Source organism: Clostridioides sp. LIBA-6822 (genome assembly GCF_056688955.1).
Map to the genome: position 1 here is coordinate 3,410,789 of NZ_CP196995.1, position 19,830 is coordinate 3,430,618.

Annotated in this window: 19 protein-coding genes; 3 read left to right on the plus strand and 16 right to left on the minus strand. The window is 27.9% G+C overall.

Going from position 1 to position 19,830, the window contains the following annotated elements; translation table 11 throughout:
- Positions 1-38: 38 nt before the first annotated feature.
- A complete protein-coding gene (locus tag ACTG48_RS16255; RefSeq protein ID WP_479917399.1) occupies positions 39-476 on the plus strand; it encodes a MarR family winged helix-turn-helix transcriptional regulator in 438 nt (145 codons plus the stop codon).
- An 85-nt stretch (positions 477-561) separates the two neighbouring features.
- Complete coding sequence (gene rbr / locus ACTG48_RS16260; RefSeq protein WP_021385797.1) at positions 562-1,149, plus strand: rubrerythrin; 588 nt, start codon at positions 562-564, stop codon at positions 1,147-1,149.
- 371 nt (positions 1,150-1,520) lie between these two features.
- Here rbr and tnpB read toward each other — a convergent pair whose 3' ends face one another.
- Positions 1,521-2,630: an IS200/IS605 family element RNA-guided endonuclease TnpB gene (tnpB, locus tag ACTG48_RS16265; RefSeq protein WP_479917400.1), complete on the minus strand. Its 1,110-nt coding sequence runs from the start codon at positions 2,628-2,630 to the stop codon at positions 1,521-1,523.
- 1 nt (position 2,631) lies between these two features.
- Positions 2,632-3,039 (minus strand): IS200/IS605 family transposase, encoded by a 408-nt coding sequence (gene tnpA / locus ACTG48_RS16270; protein WP_479917401.1) that lies wholly within the window; start codon positions 3,037-3,039, stop codon positions 2,632-2,634.
- 694 nt (positions 3,040-3,733) lie between these two features.
- On the opposite strand from tnpA, the gene ACTG48_RS16275 reads away from it, so the two are divergent.
- The gene (locus ACTG48_RS16275) at positions 3,734-4,435 is read left to right on the plus strand and encodes a hypothetical protein (protein ID WP_021385821.1); all 702 of its coding nucleotides are present in this window, start codon (positions 3,734-3,736) and stop codon (positions 4,433-4,435) included.
- A 315-nt stretch (positions 4,436-4,750) separates the two neighbouring features.
- On the opposite strand, the gene ACTG48_RS16280 is transcribed toward ACTG48_RS16275, so the two are convergent.
- From ACTG48_RS16280 to ACTG48_RS16345, 14 genes are all read right to left on the minus strand, one after another.
- A complete protein-coding gene (locus tag ACTG48_RS16280; RefSeq protein ID WP_479917402.1) occupies positions 4,751-5,371 on the minus strand; it encodes a YhbD family protein in 621 nt (206 codons plus the stop codon).
- A gap of 7 nt (positions 5,372-5,378) precedes the next feature.
- Positions 5,379-6,146: a polymer-forming cytoskeletal protein gene (locus ACTG48_RS16285; RefSeq protein WP_021385866.1), complete on the minus strand. Its 768-nt coding sequence runs from the start codon at positions 6,144-6,146 to the stop codon at positions 5,379-5,381.
- Positions 6,147-6,186: 40 nt separating this feature from the next.
- On the minus strand, positions 6,187-7,008 hold the full coding sequence (locus ACTG48_RS16290; protein ID WP_479917403.1) for a hypothetical protein: 822 nt from the start codon (positions 7,006-7,008) through the stop codon (positions 6,187-6,189).
- A 298-nt stretch (positions 7,009-7,306) separates the two neighbouring features.
- A complete protein-coding gene (gene phnW / locus ACTG48_RS16295) occupies positions 7,307-9,217 on the minus strand; it encodes a 2-aminoethylphosphonate--pyruvate transaminase (RefSeq protein WP_479917404.1) in 1,911 nt (636 codons plus the stop codon).
- 258 nt (positions 9,218-9,475) lie between these two features.
- Positions 9,476-10,261, minus strand: a complete 786-nt coding sequence (locus ACTG48_RS16300) for a DeoR/GlpR family DNA-binding transcription regulator (RefSeq protein ID WP_479917405.1) — start codon at positions 10,259-10,261, stop codon at positions 9,476-9,478.
- 215 nt (positions 10,262-10,476) lie between these two features.
- A complete protein-coding gene (dltC, locus tag ACTG48_RS16305; RefSeq protein ID WP_003422749.1) occupies positions 10,477-10,707 on the minus strand; it encodes a D-alanine--poly(phosphoribitol) ligase subunit DltC in 231 nt (76 codons plus the stop codon).
- A gap of 18 nt (positions 10,708-10,725) precedes the next feature.
- Entirely contained in the window at positions 10,726-11,874 is a 1,149-nt protein-coding gene (dltB, locus tag ACTG48_RS16310; protein WP_021385839.1) for a D-alanyl-lipoteichoic acid biosynthesis protein DltB, read from the minus strand.
- On the minus strand, positions 11,874-13,388 hold the full coding sequence (locus tag ACTG48_RS16315; protein ID WP_479917406.1) for a D-alanine--poly(phosphoribitol) ligase: 1,515 nt from the start codon (positions 13,386-13,388) through the stop codon (positions 11,874-11,876). Before ACTG48_RS16315 ends, dltB begins: the two co-directional genes overlap by 1 nt.
- Positions 13,389-13,508: 120 nt before the next feature.
- Complete coding sequence (gene dltD / locus ACTG48_RS16320; RefSeq protein ID WP_479917407.1) at positions 13,509-14,699, minus strand: D-alanyl-lipoteichoic acid biosynthesis protein DltD; 1,191 nt, start codon at positions 14,697-14,699, stop codon at positions 13,509-13,511.
- 243 nt (positions 14,700-14,942) lie between these two features.
- Positions 14,943-15,914 carry a Gfo/Idh/MocA family protein gene (locus ACTG48_RS16325; RefSeq protein WP_479917408.1) on the minus strand — a complete coding sequence of 324 codons (972 nt, stop codon included), beginning with the start codon at positions 15,912-15,914 and terminating at the stop codon, positions 14,943-14,945.
- 48 nt (positions 15,915-15,962) lie between these two features.
- On the minus strand, positions 15,963-16,979 hold the full coding sequence (locus ACTG48_RS16330; protein ID WP_021385901.1) for a Gfo/Idh/MocA family protein: 1,017 nt from the start codon (positions 16,977-16,979) through the stop codon (positions 15,963-15,965).
- A gap of 179 nt (positions 16,980-17,158) precedes the next feature.
- Positions 17,159-17,698 carry a putative ABC transporter permease gene (locus ACTG48_RS16335; RefSeq protein ID WP_021385871.1) on the minus strand — a complete coding sequence of 180 codons (540 nt, stop codon included), beginning with the start codon at positions 17,696-17,698 and terminating at the stop codon, positions 17,159-17,161.
- Between the two features lie 101 nt (positions 17,699-17,799).
- A complete protein-coding gene (locus ACTG48_RS16340) occupies positions 17,800-18,480 on the minus strand; it encodes an HAD family hydrolase (RefSeq protein ID WP_021385882.1) in 681 nt (226 codons plus the stop codon).
- Positions 18,481-18,508: 28 nt separating this feature from the next.
- Positions 18,509-19,798: a hemolysin family protein gene (locus ACTG48_RS16345; RefSeq protein ID WP_044213889.1), complete on the minus strand. Its 1,290-nt coding sequence runs from the start codon at positions 19,796-19,798 to the stop codon at positions 18,509-18,511.
- Positions 19,799-19,830 lie beyond the last annotated feature (32 nt).

Genomic DNA, 19,830 nt, shown 5'->3' on the forward strand with positions numbered 1-19,830 from the left:
AAACTAATTTAAATAGATTAAGGATTGGAGATTAATTTATGGAAGATAAATATATTATACATTTCATAAGTAAAACAAAAGCTAATATGGTTAAGTTTATTGAAAGTAAACTTAGTCAAAATGGTTTAGATGAATTGATACCTACTCATGGAAATATTTTAACTGCACTTTATGAAAACAATGGAATACTTACAATGAAAGAAATTGCAACTAAAATAGGAAAGGATAAGTCTACTGTTACAGTATTGGTTAATAAACTCATAAATCTAGGATATATAGAAAGACAAAAATGTACTAGTGATAAGCGTATTACATATATAAAACTTACAGAAAAAGCATTACTTATAGAAGATACTTTTAATAGTATCTCAACACAAGTTAAAGAGACAGCATACCATAATATTACAGAAAATGAAAAACAAGAATTTCTTAGAATTTTAAAAAAAATCAATGATAATTTTAAAAATGCTGACTAAATTGAGCATAATTATATCTCCTATTGGAATAATAAATAAAAAGAATCAAATATTGTAAAAATTTATTGTGATAGAGAGGTAGAATATGAATTTAAAAGATAGTAAAACTAAAGAAAATTTATTAAGAGCTTTTGCAGGTGAGAGTCAAGCTAGAAATAGATATAATATTTCTGCATCTGTAGCAAAAAAAGAAGGATTATATATAATAGAATCTTTATTTAATTATACTGCTGACCAAGAAAAAGCACATGCAAAACAGTTCTTTACTAAACTAAAAGAATTTGCTGGTGAAAATATAAATATATCAGGAGCATATCCTGTAGATTTATATGATAAAACAGCTCAACATCTTAAAGCAGCACAACATAATGAGCTTCAAGAATGGGATGATGTATATAAAAACTTTGGAAAAACAGCTCGTGAAGAAGGATTTGAAGCTATAGCTAAATTATTTGAAAATATAGCTGAAATAGAAAAGGTTCACGGTGATAGATTTGGTAAATATGCTACTGATTTAGAAGAAGGTACTTTATTTAGAAGAAATGAAGATATACAATGGATATGTACACATTGTGGGCATATCCATGTAGGTAAAGAAGCACCAAAAGCTTGTCCTGTATGTCTTCATCCACAAGGATATTTCTTAGATTTTAAAAACTCATTATTTGAATAAAACAATGTAATTATTTTATTTAAATATTCTATTATATTTATACAGGTGGCGTTTAGTAATTCCCACAAGGGAAGATAGAAACGCCGCTTTTTTATGCCCTCATGTCACACAGTAGGAGCATACAGAGCCTTATCACGTAGCTTTGCTGTCACAACGGTGGCTAGTTATTGGCTAGCAAACTTGATTCTTTTTTTCTATTTGTCTTTATATAAAAGTGAAAGGGAATTACTACAAATTAAGTAATCTGAACCTCCCATGACTAAAGTCACAGGGTTCCTGTTTCATAGAATTTCGCATACTAAAATATGTCTTACCAATTCTCCACAGGCTATCCCCGTAGTTCCTACGGTTCCTTACATACGTTATCTATTTTAAACTGTTATTAATCTTAATCCTTCTTTTAGTATATTTATACTCGCATTTATATCTCTATCGTGAGTTTCATTACAACAAGGACAAATCCATTCTCTTATACTTAAATCCTTAATTTCCTTGTTTTTGTACCCACATTTATTGCATATTTGTGAACTTGCAAAGAATTTACCTACCTTTACAATTTGTCTACCATACCAATTAGCCTTATATTCTAATTGACGAATAAATTCTGACCATGACACATCAGAAATTAAGCGAGATAGTTTACTATTTCTAGTCATATTCTTTACTTGTAAATCCTCTATGCAAATAATATCATTCTCTCGTATTAATTTAGTAGATAGTTTTTGTAGAAAATCCTTCCTTTGATTAGCTATATGTTCTTGAAGTCTTGCAACTTTTAATCTTGCTTTATTTCTATTTAAACTACCAATTGTTTTTCTCGATAATTCTCTTTGTAATTTAGCAAGTTTGTTTAATGACTTTTGAAGATACTTAGGATTTTCTATAAATTGTCCACAACTTGAGATACAAAATTCTTTAATTCCTAAATCTAAACCTATCTGACTATTAGTATTTTCAAATGCTTTAATATCTATATCAGTACAACATAATGCTACATAATATTTACCACTTGGTTCTTTGGATACTGTAGCATTAAGTATTCTCCCTTGAGGTACTTGTTTATCCCTTACTTTAACCATACCAAGTTTAGGTAATTTTATATATTGACTAAAGTACATAATGTTTCCATTTGTAAAGTTAGTTCTATATGAAAATCTATTAGTTTTCTTTGATTTAAATTTAGGAAATCCTGTATTTTCTTTAAAGAATTTTTTATATGCGTTTTCTAAATCTTTTAAGGTGTTTTGTAGTGAAAATTTATCAGGTTCTTTAAGCCACTCTAATTCTCTTTTTAAATTGGTCAAATCAGAACTGCACTGTTTATAAGTAAAAGTTTCTTTATTGTTTTCATAAACTTCTATTCTTTTAGCAAGATATTTATTATATACAAATCTACAACATCCAAATGTTTTGTTAATTAACTCTTGTTGCTTTTTATTTGGATACATTCTAAACTTATAAGCTTTTTCCACTACTACCACCTCACTTTACTTGCTTTTTCTGATTATTAATATATCTTCTTATCTGTTCTTCTGTATTTTCTGATACAGTAGCAACGAAATAACTAGGATTCCAAAGATGTCCTCCCCATAATTTCTTTTTCAACTGTTCTCCATGTTTTTTCATTAACAACCTTGCCGATACACCTTTTAATGCTTTTATCATATCTGGTATATAGTGTTGTGGTGAACAATTTATTAGTAAATGTATGTGGTCTTTATCACTATTACATTCTAATATTTGAAATTTATTATCTTTAGCTATTTTATTTAATATATTAATTAAATCTTCTTCAATTTCATTTGTTAATACTGGATGTCTATATTTTACACACCATACTATATGGTATTGTACTAAATACACATACCCTCTACCATGAGTCACTTCCATTTTTCATCACCCAACATAATATTAACATATGTAATTACTTAAAACAAGTATTCTAAAGGTTTTTATATTTATTTTTAAATAACATACGTAAGAAACGCAAATCTTAACTTTTATCATTTTTGAGGTTGTCGTTCACATAAGTTCGCTACTACCTATGCAGTTCTCTTATGAACTTCTTACACTTTCATGCAAGCACAGACTATATCTTATCCTTCGGCATTATCCGTTAAGGTCTACCCACTTCCACTACCAATAACTTGTAGTGTACTTCCCTCAAGAGGAATAGTCGTTGAAGTTTCTCCTATTCGGAGTTTACCTGCTGATTGCCCATTTTAAAGTACTTAGGGTTTAACCTTATACCATCTAACCAATTTTTTCTACTTTCGTAACTTTCACACTTAGGTTTATTTCATCCTTATGTTTTAGTTTGGTTAGCTTTAGGGGTTTCCAGCAATTCAAGTAGTATTGGATAGGTTCTATCCTATCTCTACATATAAGTTTCCCTATATGCTGACTATTTTAGCTACTAAATCATGACTAAAGTCACGAGTGTGCGTAGCTATTTTTTAATCAAAAACTACAAGATAGTTCCTTGTGATGGATAGCATTAAATGATATAATTTTATTCATAATCTGTACACAGATATTGATAAGAAATATACAAAACAATTTATTAGAATTTGGAGGTAGAATTATGGAACGTCTTATAACTGAATGTTATGAATTTATGAAGGACTGCAACTTGACTTATGCTTTTTGTGGTGGGTATGCAATAGAATTATTTACAAATATAAAAACGCGTACTCATTCAGATGTAGATATAACGTTATTTTCTGAAGATAGAAAACATATCATTGACTACATACTTGGTAAAGGCTGGGATATTTATGAACATCTACATTCAGAGAATTGTCTAAGAAAAATTACTAACTCTAACGATGAAAGAGCTTTAAATTGTTTTTATGTGTGGGCAATAAAGCCGAACTGTTCATTTTTCAAAATAGAACCCACACCCTATGAAGATGATATTTTCAGTTTTGAAATTTTAGATAAAGAACAAACAAATTTTGATTTTATTGATATTATCTTTAATACAAGAAAAAACGGAGAATTTATTTGTGATAAAGAAAAAAACATATCGAGAGAACTTGATAAGGCAATATTATATCGTAATAATATACCATTTTTAGCTCCAGAAGTAATACTGTTTCTTATTGCAAATCCAGCATATCTTGAATCCGATTATCATAGAGAAAAAAACAGTCTTGATTTTGAATTTACTTCTCCTTTACTATCAAAAGAAAGTCTGGAATGGCTTATAAACGCGATTAAAAAAGCATATCCAGAGGGTAATAAACGACTAGAGCAGATAATGGCTTTACAGCAAATATTATAAGTAAACTTTAAACCACCTTTAAATCCTCAGTTTCTAAATTAGCATAAAAATACCGTAAGGCACATAAATACAAACTATACTGGCATATAAGAACTTCTAAAGAAATAATCAAAAAGTATAGGTTTGATTTTACTTAAATATGTTTATAAGTACTATATTACCTTCATAACAGTAAAATGAACCATAAAGATTACTATAGATATAAAATATCCTTTGAATATAATTTATAGTAATACATTATGGTTCATTTTATTATTCCTTTAAAACTATAACTTCGTCTAAATTTATCTTAGCTAATTTAGATAGGATAATCTACTATGACAATCTTATACTAATATCATTTATTTCTTTCATCAAATCGACTTCAATAATTTTAACTACATCTTTTTCAAATCTTATCTTTTTGTAATCTAAACATCCTACTACAAATGGAACTCCAAACTTTCTAAATAAATAAATCTTACCATTTTCATTATATATTGCTGTAAAGTTTTCTTCTATTATGTTCACTATCAGTTTTAATTCTTCAAAAGTTATTGTAGATTTAACTAAGAATTTCTCTATTATATTCAATATAAGTAGTTCTTTTTTACCTATACTCTGCTCTTTTTTATATAAGTTTTGAAATATTTCCTTTGTATAATTACATATAACTTCTTTACTGAGAATAAAATCAATATCGAACTCTTTATTAGTATCTTTTTTCATAAACATATTTGCAATATCATCAAGAGAAGTCTCTTCTTTCATAGATAATATTAGTTCTATTCTCTCTAGTATTTTATCTCTTGGAAAGAACGTTTCTTGACCTGTAAAAGCTGATTTTTTTATAAACCATTCTTCTGGTATAATATTTTTTCTTTTCCATCTATATAATTGCCCATAAGATATATTAGTTTTACTCAGTAAATCTTTCTTAGATATTAATTCTTCCATAACTTCTCTAGCCCACCTTTATACTGTTTTTTACAGTAGAATTATCTGAAATTGATAAATTATCACTGTATTCAATATTTCCAACATCACAATTATCTACTAAAGATATATTTTTTCCACGTATATCTTTTATTGATGCATCCTCTAATTCAATAGTATCTCCCTCTATCAAATCACATTTAAATTTTCCAGAAAAAATATTAATAATTTTGATTAATTGAAAAGCATTTTTACTTCTTCCTATTTGTATATTGGTTGCTCCTATCTCCTTACAGTAAGAACCTCCTCCTGAGTAAACATATATATTTTCTCCATTTAAAAGGCCATCACATTTTATAGCTCCATATACCTTTATATCTTCACATTCTATATTTGCTTTATTTCTCATTTCACCATATATTTTTATATCTTGTGCATACATATTTTCATTTACACTTAATTGTCCTTTTATTGTAACATTATTACATTTCAGTTTCCCATCAACTTTCTGTTGAGCAGTTATAACCAAGTCATCTACCTCTGCATCTCCATCTATACTAAGTTGACCATTCACTCTTACACGTTCTGCTTTAAGATTACCTCTTATAACAGCCTTTCCATTTACTACAAAGTTTTTTATATTTATATTACCTTCAAACTTTGCATCTCCAAACACTTTTACTTCATCACTTGTAACATTGCCTTTTGATTTAGCACTTCCCATGATTTTTATGCTTTCATATTCCCCACTGCTTACAAAGCCTTCTCCAAGTATTTTTATAGACCCTTTTTCCATACTATTACCTCATTTTAAATTTTATTTTTAAAACCATTTATTACTTATCTTTCTTTAAGTTTACTGTCTCATTTATATTCTTTATTTCAGCAACTATTGAATCTTCATCAATCTCTATACTTTCACTGTACTCTAGACTTTCTATATAACAGCCCTTACCTACTTTAATATTTTTACCTCTCACAACTTTGATTTCACTATTTTCTAAGCTTATTTCATCTGCTTCTATAATATTTGCAAATAATTTACTTTCTGTATATGTTCTAATTGATAATAGACCTAAACCTATTAAATTTGAAGATACTTTTTCAAAATTTATGGACTTTTTTTCCAATATATGAAACTTTTTACAATAGTCTCCATGACCTTTTTTTATATTTATCCTACTTGCTCCAACTTCATTAAAATTAGAAATTCCATTCAAACTAATATTAATTTCTTCACAGTTTAAAAATCCGTTACAATTTAAAATTCCACTTAAATTGATGTTTTCACAATCTATATTCTCATTGGCCTTTAAATATCCTTTTCCATGAATAATATCCGACTTTATATTTCCCTCAACATTAATAATTCCACCAGTATCTATTTCAATAGAATTAATATTTCCTGTGCATTTAAGAAGTCCAGATATATCCACTTTTGAAGCCAATATATTTCCTTCCACTTTACTTAAACCTGATGTAAAAAATTCATTACATTCTGTTGTTCCAAACACTTTTGCTGAACCAGAAGAATCAAATTTACTACATTTTACATTTCCTTCTATCTTTCCTGTTCCTGTTACATTAACATTATCAAAAATTCCACCTTTACACTTTCCAACTCCATTAAAGTCTAGTGAATTTAATCCTTCATTCATAATGATATCCTTTCATTAACATATTTTATCCTTAAATTTAATATAACAAAACATTGTTACGTTGTCAAGTATAATAATTATACTCAATAAAACAATCCTCATTTAATATCTATTTCAATTTATATAAATAATCAAAAAAATAATAGGGAAATATTATATTCAAACTATAAATCTAAGTCGCTTAGATTTGTGGTTTAAGTAAAATATATCCCTATTACTCAGTCTTTATATATTTTTTTATATAAACTTATAAAGTATTATTCTCTAAACTCTATAATAATTCACAATCCGTCACCTTCTACATATTGATGAATTTTTCGATTATATCAGCCAATCTCTCCATGTCTGTTGGATAAACTTCTCCTATACTACCTATTCTAAATGTATCTATATCAGTCAATTTTCCTGGATAAATAACAAATCCATTCTCTTTTAGATAAGTATAAAATTCCATAAATTCAAATTTTGCATTTTTAGGATATAAAAAAGTTGTTATTACAGGTGATTGAGCACCATCATTTACTAAAGTGTCAAAACCTAAAGATTTTAATCTTGATGCTATTGTAAACTGATTCTCTTTATATCTAGCGTATCTTTTTTCAACAGAACCTTCTTCTTCTAACTCCAATAATGCTTGATAAAAGGCTCTTACAACATGTGTAGGTGAAGTAAATCTCCATTTACCATTATTCTTCTCCATAGTATCCCATTGTGCATACACATCAAGAGACAATGACTTAGCTATACCTTTACATTTAGATAATTCTTCTTTATTAGCTATTATAAAACCAAATCCAGGTACTCCTTGTATACACTTATTAGAGCTACTAACTAGAAAATCTATATTAAAATCTTCAACATCAATCTCAATTCCTCCAAAACTACTCATAGCATCAACTATATAAATCTTATTATATTCTTTTGCAAGTTTTCCTACTTCTTGTATAGGATTTAATCTACCTGTAGTAGTTTCACAGTGAACCATTGATATATGTGTTATATCTTTATTTTCCTTCAATAAATTTTCTACTACATTTAAATCAACTGCTTCTACATCTTTAAATGTACAATCAATAAATTCTATATTTAAATAATTACATATATCTTTCATTCTCTTTCCGTATGCTCCATTTGCAATTACAAGAAGTTTACCATCTTCTGGAATGGTACTTCCTATTGTAGCTTCCACTGAGAAAGTCCCACTTCCTTGCATTAATACACTTGTGTACTTATCTGTATTTTTTGTTCCTAGAGATACTAATCTTCTTCTGACATCTTGTACTAAGTCATTATATTCAACATCCCAAGTACACCAGTCTTTTAACATAGACGCCCTTACTGATTTAGTAGTAGATAGTGGCCCTGGTGTAAGCAATATGTAATCATTTTCTGGTACAAAGTCTGACTTAATAGTTTCACTTTCTATTTTTACTAAAACATCTTCTAATTGAGCCATAGTTTCTATTACAAAATGTGCACCTGCTTCTTTAAATTTCTTTGAAACTGCATCCATCTTAACTTTTAACTCTTCTTTATCCATGTTATCTACTTCTTCTTGTGTAAGTCCTAATTCACTTGAACCTTTTATTACAGCAACACTCCACATTCCTGCATTTACGCCTTCTTTTACATCACTTATTGTATCTCCTACTTTTACCATAGAACTCATAGGTGATACTCCTAGAGCTTCAGCATTTTTATAGCACATCCAAGGATATGGTCTTCCTTGAGATACTTCTGATGGTGTTACAAGAAAATCTGGTGAGTACCCTTTTTTTGCTGCGTTTGGTTCAACTATATTCATCATCTCTCTTGTATAACCTGTCGTAGAACCTATTTTTAATCCATTCTTTCTTAATTTCTCAACAGTTTCAACAACATGAGGAATTGGAGTTGTATATTCTTCTAATGTTTCAAATAACATTGGCTCAAATTCAGCATAAAGCTCATTCACATCTTCTTCAGTTGGTACTTTACCAAACTTTTCTGACCAAAGTTTTTTTATTCTATCCATTTCACACATTTCTCTTATATGGTCTATCTTTAATTTTCCCATAGGCTTTCTTGCTTCTTCCATTGTTACATCTATACCTCTTCTTTTAAATATCTCTATGAATACATTAAGAGGTGCAAAACATCCATAATCAACTGTTGTTCCAGCCCAATCAAATACTACTGCCTTTATTTTTTCTCCATATATCTTTTTCATATTTATAGCCCCCATAGATTTTTTTTAGAATTTTTGTGTTTTTAATTGTTTTTACTTTTAAAGTATAACTTTTACATGTTAATTATACATCATATTTAGGTTAAATGTATATTAAATTTCTGTTTTTAGTTGGTTTTAGTTGGTTATACTTGTTTTTACTATTCTATATAAAAACTTCACAAAACTCCAAATTATAAGTTGAAATTTCCTTTTTCATATAAATCTATGAGTCAGTTACATTTTATAATTTTATTGTATTTATTTTGCTTCTATCCATGTTATGTTTATTTCATTTAATTTATCTCTCCATTCATTTGGAGGTTCTATATCACAAATTACAAAATCCAATTCTTCTAAATCTGCTATCTTATACATACTTACAATTCCAATTTTAGAACTATCGCACAGTACAAAACTCTCTTTTGAATTTTTTATATATTCTTTTGATAACAGTGCTTTATTTTGGTCTATACTACTAATCCCAAAGCTATCAAGTATACCTTCACTAGATATAAAAGCTTTATCTACATATAAGTTTTTCATAGTATCTATTGACATTGGACATGCTGTTCTTTGATGCTTTAAATTTACTTTTCCCCCAATAAATATAACTTCCCCATCAAATAAACCTTGATTTTCATAAGAAATCAACTTTGATAGTACAGGATAAGAATTTGTAATAACTTTTAGATTTTTTACGGATACTATGTAATCCACAATTTGTAAATTAGTAGTACCTTCATCTATGACAATTGATTCATTATCATTCACGAATTTAGCTGCATATTTAGCAATAATCTGTTTTTTATCTAAATTAGTACTATTTCTCTTTATATGCGCTGGTTCAATTACTCCATAATTTATTTTTACAGCACCACCATAAACCTTATTTAATTTATTTTCATTTTCTAATTCTTCCAAATACCTTCTTATTGTTTCTGATGATACCTCTAGTTTTTTTACTAACTCTTTTGTATTTACTTTACCTTTTGAATCTAATAATTTAAGTATTTCTTTCTTTCTATCTATTGAATTTAAAGACATTGACTTTCCTCCTAAATATGTATATTTTGCTCCTATAATATTACAATAATACCTACCTTTACAAAATTATTATTCCATGATAAACATTTTCACTCAATTAAAGTTCAATTTAAAAGAATGTATATTATAATAAAAAAAGTCCATCAAATATTAATATCAGATGGACTTGGTAAAACTTTATTTTATAAAATAATATTTAAAACTTAACTATTAATTTATTTTCTTGTCTCCAAGAATTTTACTAAATTATTTACAGTAGACATATCTTTTCTCTCTAAATCAGTTGGTTGAAGTTCTATACCTAGTCTATTTTCAATTTCAAGTAAAACCTCAATTATAGCTAATGAGTCTAAAAGCTCTGTCTCAAATAAGTTAAGGTCTAAATCTTCTCTTATCTCATCAGTTCCTAATACATCTTCAAATATTTCTATAACTGTTTCTTGCATAAATTTGCCTCCTTAAAATTAAGCTAAATAACCTGAGAATATCAGTAATCCAAAACATACAATATGGAATGTAATGAAAATTTGAACTCTCTCGAACCATTTTTCTTTTTTATGTTTTTTATAAAATTTAGATTTTCTCTGATATATATCAGTTAAAACAAGCGCTAGTCCTTGATATACTCCATATGCAACGTAATACCAAGTTAGCCCATGCCAAAATCCCATAGTTATCATGGTTATCATCTGAGCTACATGAGCAGCAGTAGTCCTTTTCTTAAACCTTTTCTTTCTCATTGATGACATAACGAATCTTGAAAAAATATAATCTCCAAACCATCTTGAAAGACTTATATGCCATCTTGTCCAGAATTCCTTCATATCTTTACTGATGAATGGCTTGTCAAAGTTTATAGGTACTTGTATTCCAAATATGTATCCTGCCCCTATAGCAAATAGACTATAACCTGCAAAGTCGAAGAATAAGTATAAGCTGTATGCATACATATAGCTTAAAATATTTATAAAACTCATATCTTTAGGTATTCTTGATACCCAATATGTATTTATCAAAAATGCTATAACAAACTTATAACCTACACCCATAACAATATTTTTTATTCCAGGCAGCAAGTATTCTTCTAGATACTCTTTTCTAGATATTTGTTTTTCCAAATCTTTCTCAAAACGTCTTGACCTATCAATAGGACCAGAACTTAATGTTGGAAAAAATAGCATAAAATAAAGCATTTTTGAAATTTTAACTTCTTTTATAGCTCCATCATAAATCTCAATAACCATTTGTATAGTTCTGAAATTTAAGTATGATATTCCAATAAATCCAATTATCCCAAAAGAAGTAACTGGAGATATTTTGTTGATTATTATTGGGAGCATTGATGCAAACAAGAAGCCCCAATATATGTATTTATTTTTAGTTTTTCTTCTTACATATTCATATCCTTTAACTATTATCACTTCAAAAATAATAAATATCACTAGGTATTTTAGTTGGACATCCATTCCTATAATTAAGAATACCATGAATAAACTTGCCAACATACCATAATACTTTATATTCTTACCCATTAGACCTAAAATCACTGCTGGTATTGATGTTAATAATAATATATAAAGATAAAAATAATCTCCATACTGTGAAAAAATCATTAAATTTCCTCCATAAGTTTCTTTCTGTCTATTTTACCATTGATATTTGTTGGAAACTTAGAGATTATTGAAATATTTCTTGGAATCATATATGAAGGTATATATTTTCCAAGTTCCTTTTTTATTACCATCCCATTTTTAATATTACTTAAATCATTCTTTTCATTTAACTCAACAATACCTTTTAAGTAAGCAATTTTTTCATCCTTATATATTGGTAAAACTACTGCATTTTTTACATTATGTACTTTTCTTAAGTTATTCTCTATATCTTCTATTTCAATTCTAAATCCATTTAATTTTATTTGGAAGTCTTTTCTTCCACAATAGTATATGTTTCCATCTAGAAGATATCCCATATCTCCAGTTTTATAAGCTCTCCATTTTACACCATCTATTTCATCATAGAAGAATACTTCGTCAGTTTTTTCTTTATTATTAAAATAACCTTTAGAAACTGATGGCCCAATTATTATAATCTCACCTTTTTCATTTTCTTCAAGCTCATTTCCATCCTCATCAATTATTTTTATTTTGCAGTTTGGCATAGGATATCCAACTGGAAGACTTTTTTCATCCTCTATGGCTTCCTGAGTCATATCATTTACACTCACACCAACAGTAGCTTCAGTTGGTCCATATCCATTGATGACTCTTGTATTTGGAAATCTACTCATAAGTTCCTTAGTAAGATTTTTTGAAAGTGCTTCTCCTATGAATATCATTGATTCAAGTTTAGGAAGCATCTTACTATTAAATTCTTTTTCTGTTACACATACACCTGCAAAAGACGGAGTTGACACCCATACAGCTATATCTGACATACTAAACTGTCTAAATAGTTCTTTATAGTCTGCTAATACATCTTTTGATATTGAAAATAAGGTTGCTCCATGAATAAGACCAGGATATATTGTTGTAACTGAAAGGTCAAAAGAATATGCTGCTTGATTCATTATTACTTTTTCACTTCCATCTATATTTAGATATGGGCTTATCCAATCCGAAAAGCTATCTAAATTGTTTGAACTTATTTGAACCCCTTTTGGTTTTCCTGTACTTCCTGAGGTAAACAGTATATATGCATTTTCATCATCTTTTACCCAGTTTTCTTTATGTAATGATTTTCCTTGATATTCATTTATTATGTTATTTAGTTTGTCCATATCAATTACATTGATATCTCCAAAATCTTTTTCATCACTAAAATTAAATAATACCTTTGGTTTTATCTCTTTAGTAACTTCAAAAACTCTATCTATTGGAAAACTAATGTCAAGAGGTACATATGCTCTACCTGATTTTAAAGCTCCTATCATACATGCCATTATCATATTTTCTTTATTTCCATAAATCACTATTGGAGTATCTTCTTCTTTGTATACATCTTTTAGAAATACTGATATAGCATCTGAATACTGATTTAAATCTTTATAAGAAAGTTTATTTCCATTACACATTAGTGCTATTCTATCTGTATTTGAATATTTTCTTATTCCTTCAATAATTTTCATATAAAAATTCTCCTTTAAAATCCGTTATAAATAAATGGCAATTCTTTAAATGGAGTAAATGTTAGTACTCCTATCGCCAATATTATAACCATAGTTAAACAAATACTAGTTACCAGTTCCTTATTGCTCTTTAAATATTTTAAATAATCTCTCACAGACATCTACCCATCCTTTCGTACCAAGATGCATTACATCTCTTAAATAATATTTATCTGACCCTTTATCTTTAAGATTTAGAACTTCAAAACCTTTACTTTCTGCTATTTTTTGTGCTTTATCATAGTATTGGTCTCTTTCTTTTTCAGATATCCCAGTCAAATCATAGAATTTACCCATACTTGGGATTAGTACAACAACTGGCTTAATATCTAAGTCAGTACAGACATTTAGCATAAGTTTATAGCTTTCAAACTCCTTAGAAGTTAACAAATCTACGTCTTTATCTCTTCCTTTAAATTGTTCTATACCATCCTTAAAATGCATTTGATAATAATATTTATCAATATTTAGTGGATTTTTACCAACTCTTTTTTTAGCATCTTCAATAGCTTTCTTTCTCTCATGTGACCAATTTATTGATCCTTTTCTTTTTCCTTTTCTTCTTTCATCTAGCCTAATTAATTTTTTATAAAGTATCCCTTTTTCTTTAAGAGCTATACAATACTTTCTTCCTTGGAAATAAGGCTCTAAAATCACCTTCTCAGCTTTTTCTGACAAGTTCCTAGGCTCATATAGCTTCGCATATAATGCTTCTGCTTTATACTCTTCACTACCCCATAATAGTTTACTTGATTTTTTTGCATATTCAATCTTATTTTCTTTAGATATTTTTGGATTATCTAAAAATCTATAAAATTGTATTGGTGAAAATCTAGACTGATAATGATGGCTCGTTACTCCATCCTTCTCCATAAACCATTGCATAGAAATTAACAAGACAACTTTCTTATTGTCAACATTAGGATTCATACTTCCTAATATTGCAGCATCTTGTAATGTCTGAGTATAGGCTCTCCCAATTGCAAATACCTTATCTTTACTTCTATCCGTGTTAAAATAGTACTTCGGATGTTGTTTTGTTGAATTACCAAGTTCTGATGACCCCAAAATCATAATATCTTTTTCTCTTAAAAAATGATTATTTGCTGTAACTCCTTTATCCTTTATATCACTTAAAGTATCATCCATAATTGGAATTAGATTTTTCTCCCTCAAAAGTTCATCAGTTTTAGAATCAAGAAATTTGTCTAGCCCAAATAAAAATACTACGCCTATTATAAACGGAGTAATAAAGTATATCAATTTTCTCATATTTTCTCTCCTCTAAAAATATTCAAATTTATGTTATTATTAATCATATTAGTTTTGTTGTATATATTCAACTACAAAATTGTAATAAAATCGTCAAAACTTTTTTTGATACTGTTACAAAATTGTAAAAAAAATAGAAAAAAAGTACTAAAAGAGAGTTTCCTTTTAGTACTTTTTTATACTTATAATCTGACATTTTAATACTTAATTATGTATACATTTTAACTTAATCTAAAATTAAATTTATTCAAAAGTATACTTTAATCCCCATTGATTTCTTATCTCATCCATTAAATCCATAACATCTACAGACAATTCTATAGTATCAGCTTTTACTTTATTTAAGATACAATTATTAATATATTCAATTTCATACTTTAGAGCTTTTTCTGTATATCCACATTCTATATTTTCAATTCTTCCATCATCTGTATAAGTTATTGTAGCTTTTGATGCTCTTGGAAAATTTTCTACAGCTATAAATCCTAATTCACCTGCAACAATACCTCTTTTAGGCATCTTAGCTCTCATAGTTAATGATATTACAGCCATCTCATCGTTAGAATTTTTTAAAATTATTCCAGATTGTTCATCTACACCTGTTTCAAAGTTTTTAACAGTTGTTAAAATCTCACTTGGTTGAGTTGACATAAAGTATCTAGTAAATGAAAGTGCATATGTACCAATATCGAGTAATGCTCCTCCAGCTAAGTCTTGGCTAAAAAATCTATTATTAACATCATACTCTTTACAACTTCCGAAAGATACTTGTATCATTTTAATTTTTCCCAAAGTTCCAGATTCTATTATATCTTTTAATTTTTTATATAAAGGCATATAATAAATAGTCATTGCCTCAGCTACTATTAAGTTCTTTTCATTAGCTAAAGTTACAATCTCTTTTAGTTGACTTCCATTTACTGTTATAGCCTTTTCACAAAAAACATGTTTTCCATTTTCTAAGCTTTTCATTATATATTCATAATGGTTACAATGTGGAGTAGATATATACACTACATCTATTTCCTCATTCTTTAACATTTTATCATAATCATCATACACTTTTTCTATACCAAACTTGTTTGCAAAGTTCTCAGCTCTTTCAATACTTCTTGAAGCAACTGAATACACGCTACAATTTAACTCATTCATAGCTTGTGCAAACTCTGAAGCAATAGTCCCAGGTCCCAATACAGCCCACTTTATATTATACATATACATCTCCTCACACTTTTATATATTATCAATACTTTACAATATAAATTACATACTATCAGCTGGATAAACAATATTACATTGTCTTCTTATCTCATCCATAAGTTCCATTACAATTATTGAGTTTTCATGAGAGTTTATATTAGACTCTATTTTATTGTTATTTATAAGACTTATAAACTCCACAAGTTCATAATACATTCCTTCTATTTCTCTAGGTTTTTCCTCTTCTTTTTCTTTTAAAATAGATATATCTTCTTCTCTTCCATCTCTATACTTTATAATAGCTTTTTCAAATAGATTCAGTTTTTCAATTATTATGCTACCTTCTTCTCCTTGTATCTCAGATGGTATATAAGAATCAGCTATTTTTGAATATTGAATTATTGCATCCATATCGTCATATTGAAATACAGCTGAACCTTCTCCATCAACTCCAGTTTGAAGTATATGAGAAGTTGCCTTCACTGACTTTGGAGCTCCAAATAAATTTACCATAGGATGTATACAATACACCCCTATATCCATTAATGCACCATTCGATAATTCTTTTTTAAAAGCATTTTCTATAATTCCATTCTTATATTTATCATATCTTGAAGAATACTGACAATAACTTCCAAAGTATCGTCTTATCTTTCCTATTTTATACAAGTTTTCTTTAACTGACTTAAAGTTTGGAACACATGTAATCCTCATAGCTTCCATAAGAAGTACATTATTATCTCTAGCTGTTTCTATCATTAGTTTTACTTCTTTTAAATTAGATGCTAATGATTTTTCACAAAGTACATGTTTTTTGTATTTTAAACAAGTAAGAGCTTGTTTTGAATGTATAGCATTTGGAGAAGCTATATATATAGCATCTATATCGTTTGATTTAGCCATTTTTTTTAAATCATCAAAAAAAATACTTGCTCCATGTGACTCTCCAAATTCCTTAGCTTTTTCTAAGTCCCTTGAATATACAGCAACCAATTCAAATTCTTTAATTCTAGAAGCAGCTCTTAGAAATGTTTTTGCTATATTACTTGTACCAATAATACCAAATCTTACTTTACTCATTATCAATCACTCCCTATTTTATATGATTTATTTTGATTTAAGTAGAAAACTTTATAACCTATTATAATATTCTCAAATAAATTCATCAAATAAAAAAGAAAGCTAATTTTAAATGATTTCATCATTTTAACATAGCTTTCTTTCTACTACAATCTAAGTTTAACCTATACTTTTTAAAGTTATCTTTCTACTATATCTCTATTTCCTCTCAATAGTTTTATAGTAAAAATTTCATCTATAAACAGTGCTATCAATAGTACAGTTACAAGAATTGGCCAATAAGGCATTATAAGTCGATACAAGTTATCAACTATATATACTTGAAAATATCTTACTCCAATAAAAGTCAATATAGTCCAGTACATAGAAAACTTTAGACATACTATTCCTCTACTATTGTACTTGTAATCAGAGTAATCCCAATATACCTTATTAAAATATATTTTCATAAGTATACCTGTAATATATTCTACGGTTGTTGGTACCAGTAAACATAACAAAAGCAATGCAAATATATTATTAGGGTCAATAAATCTTGAGACCTCTACTATAATCGACATTGCAATTGCATACATTGGCTTAAATGGACCGTTTAAAAATCCATCCTCTTGAAAATGACCTTGTGTATAATAACTGTATAAGTTTTCAATTATCCAACCTATAAAACCATACAAGAAAAAATTAAATAAAAAATATAATAGAGAGCTTACATTATCCATGAATATTCCTCCTAGTTGTTTATAATTATTTTTTCTCATATTCATGGATTTATTCTAAATCAAAGAAATTATATTTAATTTGTTTAATTTAACATTTTATATTATAGGTTATTACATGTTTTAGAATTTAAACTTTTTAGATATTCTCTAACTTCTAGTAAATTTTCAAGTATCTTATGTGATTGTGCTTTAATCTGTTCATCTGGTTCTTTTAAATCTGGTACATTTATACACCTTATGCCACCATTATATGCAGCTTCCACTCCCATAGGGGAATCCTCTATAACAATACAATTTTGGGGATTTACATTTATCTTTTTAGCTGCTTTTAAGAATATCTCTGGATTTGGTTTAGAGTTTATAACGTCGTCACCACAGACTATAGCATCAAAGTAATCTTTTAAATTTGCTTTGGCTAATCTCTTTACTGCTCTTTCTCTCTTTGTAGATGTAGCCACAGCCATTTTATATCCACTTTCCTTTAAAAAAGAGATTAATTCATTTACTCCTAATTTAATAGGAGCCCCTTCTCTATCCATAAATTCAATCATGTTTTTAGTTTTTTCATCATATAAATCTATTATTGGCACAGAGCTATCGTATATATTCGTAAGACCTTCTATTATCCCCTTACGATTTCTTCCCATAACTGATGTGTATATTTCTTTAGTCATAGTATATCCATACTTTTCAAATGTCTCTATCCAAAATTCAAGAGATATTCTCTCTGAATCAAACAAGACTCCATCCATATCAAAAATAATTCCTTCTACTTTTTGCATACAATTCCTCCAATATTTTTTGATATAATTATATTACACTTTTTATGATTAATTTTACAACCCTCAATTTATCTAATTCTAATATGGTGAAATTATAATTTTCAAAAGTCACACTTTGATTTACTTTAATATTTGAACCAAGCATATAAGATATCCATCCACCTATACTGTCAAACCCATCATGTTCTATATCAAGCCCAAAATACTTATTAATATAGTTAATCGACTCAGTTCCATCAACTAAATAAGAATCTGCTCCTATTTTCTTAATATGAGTCTCTTCTTTATCAAATTCATCTTGGATTTCTCCAACTATTTCTTCTAGTATATCTTCTATTGTAACCACGCCAGATGTACCACCGTATTCATCCACGACTATAGCAAGTTGAAGCTTCTCTTTTCTTATTCTTTCAAGAGCTTTATCTATAGTTAAGTTTTCAGATATATATATAATATCCCTCAACATCTGTTCTAGTTCAATTTTATTTTCATTTATCTTTTGATTATATAAATCTCTTATATGTACAAAACCTAATATATCATCTTTATTTTTTCTACATACTGGGTATCTTGTAACACCTTCTTCGTTTAAAGTCGATAATATCTTTTCTTCTGAATCACTTTCATATATACATACCATATCAGTTCTAGGCACCATTATCTCTCTAATTTTCTTTTCCTCAAATTCGAAAATATTATCAACCAATCTTTGCTCTGATTCATCTATAAGCCCACTTTTATAACTTTCTTCTACTAATAATCTTATTTCATCACCTGTATGTGGTTCATCAACCTCATCACCTTGTGAATATCCAAAGGGTTTAAGAAATAAATCAGTACTTAGGTTGAAAAAATATATTACTGGATAAGTTAACTTGTAAAACCCTATTAATAAAAAAGATGTACTTAGCATTATTTTTTCTGTATTATAAAGTGCTAAAGCTTTAGGAACTAATTCTCCTATTACAACTTCTACCATCGTTATAATTAAAAATGAAATAGAAATTGATATAGTATATATAATACTTTCACTAAGATTAAAGATACTTATTATTGGTAAAATTAACTCTTTAACTGTAGATTCTCCCATCCAACCTAATGCAAGTGAACAGAGTGTTATCCCAAGTTGACATGCAGAAAGATAGGAATTTAAATTATCTTTTATTGTTTTACATCTTATTGCATTATTATTGCCTTCAGCTATCATAGTATCTATTCTAGAACTACGAAGCTTTACCATAGCAAATTCACAAGCTACAAAAAAAGCATTTATCAAAACAAGTACTGCTATAAGTGTTACATTTAATAAATCCCGCATAAAGTATTGGTTCTTATAATATAAGAAATCTA